This window comes from Weissella bombi, from assembly GCF_900094835.1.
GTDB lineage: Bacteria > Bacillota > Bacilli > Lactobacillales > Lactobacillaceae > Weissella > Weissella bombi.
The window spans coordinates 1-2830 of the sequence record NZ_FMAO01000028.1 but is presented as its reverse complement, the minus strand read 5'-3'; the positions used below and the strand labels follow the sequence as shown (position 1 = coordinate 2830).

Genomic DNA, 2830 nt, shown 5'->3' with positions numbered 1-2830 from the left:
ATTAAATGGGGGCTATAGGATTCGAACCTATGAACCCGAAGGAATGGATTTACAGTCCACCGCGTTTGACCGGACTTCGCTAAACCCCCATATATTTAAGTAATATCTTGTATCACCTCAACGAATATATACTATACAGAATTATTATTTACTTGTCAACACTATTTGAATATTTTTATTCAACCAGCTTTGATAAAAGTTGTTGGCAGTCCATTCTTTTAAATTATGACGGTTGTAACCAACACTAGCATTATAGTACGTGATACCCTTTTTTTGGCGCGGCGGCACCGTAATATGGACATGACCATAAAAAACATGTTGCACGTTAGGGTACTCGGCAAGTAGTTGCCCGGTCTTTTGTGAACCAAGGACACCGTTGACCAAGGCCCAGCGTGAATTAGGATCTGGATAATATATTTCATCATTAATTGGTGCAAAGTGTGTGAAAAAGATGACTTGCTTATTTGCGTGGCGTGCATCATCTAATAGTTGACGCATTTGTGCATGACCAAGTGCCATGCGCTCAATGTCACTCATCGGCTGATCAATGACGCGGTCGTAATAGAAACCAGATCGAAAACGTCTAATAGCACTTGGATCAAGCTGAGGGGTAAAACTGTAATCGTACCAACCATTGTGCCCAATGATACGCCAGTTTGATTGGGGGATGTCAATAAATTGATTGTGTAGATAAAGAGGGTCTAAGTGAGTTTCTAATTCATTAAAAGAAATATTACGACCCATATCGTGGTTTCCTGCGATAAATAAAACTCTTGTTTGGTTTTGTAAGGCATTTTGTAGGTCGCGAACGTAGCGTAATGATTTTTCAAAGTCATTAAATAAATCACCAGCAATTAAATAGTAATCAGGTTTTAATTCTAGTAACGCTGTTGCTTGTTGATATAGTGCTTGGGAAATATCTTGTTTATTAACGTCAAAATGATTGTCACTTGATACGATGATTTTAGTCATGCTGCTACCTTCTTTCACACAATCTCATAATTTGATTATAACAAAAGTGAAGTAAAGTTAATGTAAAATGAAAATGACCTTGTAGAAAGTTATATTTGCGAGTAAAATTTAACAAGTGACATTTAATTGTCCAGAGTAGAAAACACGATTTGAATAAGGAGTTTTTTTCATGAAAGCGGAAAAGAAATTTCTGGGACAACCATACGGTCTAAAGACGTTGTTTATGACCGAAATGTGGGAGCGTTTCAGTTACTATGGTATGAAAGCCATATTGCTATACTACATGTGGCATTTAATTAGCACTGGTGATTTAGATATTACCAAGGCTACAGCCGCATCAATTATGGCTATTTATGCGTCAATGGTTTACCTATCAGGAGTTGTTGGTGGATTTATCGCTGATCGTATTTTAGGTCAACGTCGCACGGTATTCTGGGGTGGTGTGTTGATCATGTTTGGTCATATCGCGCTAGCATTACCATTTGGATCTACTGCAATGTTTATTTCAATGGTCTTGATTGTTCTTGGAACTGGGCTATTGAAGCCAAACGTTTCATCAATGGTTGGTTCATTATATGATGGAAATGATGCTTCACGTGATTCAGGATTCTCAATTTTTGTGTTCGGAATTAACTTAGGCTCATTTATTTCACCATTATTAGTTGGTTGGACACAAGAAAATGTTGGATTCCATGCCGGATTCTCATTGGCAGCTATTGGTATGTTCTTTGGTTTGGTACAATATCACTTCGGTGGTAAGCATCTTCACGAAGATTCAAACTATGCACCTGATCCATTGCAAGAAGAAGAAATTAAGCCTTTGATTGTAAAGACAGTTTTGGGTGTTGTTTTCTTCGTCTTGGTTGTTATCTTAATGAACTTGATGGGCTGGAATAGTTTGCAAAACTACATCAACTTGTTAACGATTGTCGCAATTTTGTTGCCAGTATCATACTTTGTGCTTATGACAACTTCAGCTAAGGTTAATAAAGAAGAGCGTTCACGAGTATTTTCATATATTCCGCTATTCCTAGCCGCTGTATTGTTCTGGGCAATTGAGGAACAAGGTTCAATCGTTTTGGCAACATTTGCTGCTGAACGAGTAGATACATCATGGTTCCCAGCATCATGGTTCCAATCATTAAACCCATTATTTATTATGTTATATACGCCATTCTTTGCTTGGTTATGGGTTAAGTGGCGCAAGAACCAACCATCTTCACCAATGAAATTCTCAGTTGGGTTGATGTTTGCTGGTGCTTCATTCTTGTTGATGGCAATTCCTGGTGCCTTGTTCGGTACTGATGGTCATGTTTCACCATTATGGTTAGTTGGTTCATGGGCTCTAGTTATTATTGGTGAGATGTTGATTTCACCGGTTGGCTTGTCTGTAACAACTAAGCTAGCTCCAAAGGCATTTATGTCACAAATGATGTCAATGTGGTTCCTTGCTTCTTCAGCGGGATCAGCATTAAATGCACAATTAGTTACTTTGTATTCAGCAGATAATGAAGTTGCTTACTTTACATGGTTTGGACTAGCATCAGTTGTACTTGGTATCCTATTAGTATTCTTAGTACCACGTATTAAGCGTCTAATGGCCGGTGTGCAATAACAATAATTTTAAACAGTTTATACAAGTGTATAAGCTGTTTTTTTAATGTCTCAAATATAAAATAATATTTTTTTGAAAAAAGGCTTGCAATATGTTTCCCTACTTGGTATGATATAAGAGTTGTCAGGGGCATTGATGTCAGACAGTTATATATGGGGGTTTAGCGAAGTCCGGTCAAACGCGGTGGACTGTAAATCCATTCCTTCGGGTTCATAGGTTCGAATCCTATAGCCCCCATTTAAT

2 protein-coding genes and 2 tRNA genes are annotated in these 2830 nt (G+C 37.9%); 2 read left to right on the top strand and 2 right to left on the bottom strand.

Annotated features, from left to right (window positions below; genetic code table 11):
• Positions 1–6: 6 nt before the first annotated feature.
• Together GA0061074_RS09045 and GA0061074_RS09040 are read right to left on the bottom strand one after the other, a co-directional pair.
• Positions 7–89, bottom strand: a tRNA-Tyr gene (locus GA0061074_RS09045).
• A gap of 55 nt (positions 90–144) precedes the next feature.
• The gene (locus GA0061074_RS09040; RefSeq protein ID WP_167550177.1) at positions 145–972 is read right to left on the bottom strand and encodes a metallophosphoesterase; all 828 of its coding nucleotides are present in this window, start codon (positions 970–972) and stop codon (positions 145–147) included.
• 169 nt (positions 973–1141) lie between these two features.
• Here GA0061074_RS09040 and GA0061074_RS09035 point away from each other — a divergent pair, with 169 nt between their 5' ends.
• Together GA0061074_RS09035 and GA0061074_RS09030 are read left to right on the top strand one after the other, a co-directional pair.
• Entirely contained in the window at positions 1142–2587 is a 1446-nt protein-coding gene (locus GA0061074_RS09035) for a peptide MFS transporter (RefSeq protein WP_092464116.1), read from the top strand.
• 154 nt (positions 2588–2741) lie between these two features.
• Positions 2742–2824 (top strand) — tRNA-Tyr (locus GA0061074_RS09030).
• The last annotated feature ends 6 nt before the right edge of the window (positions 2825–2830 follow it).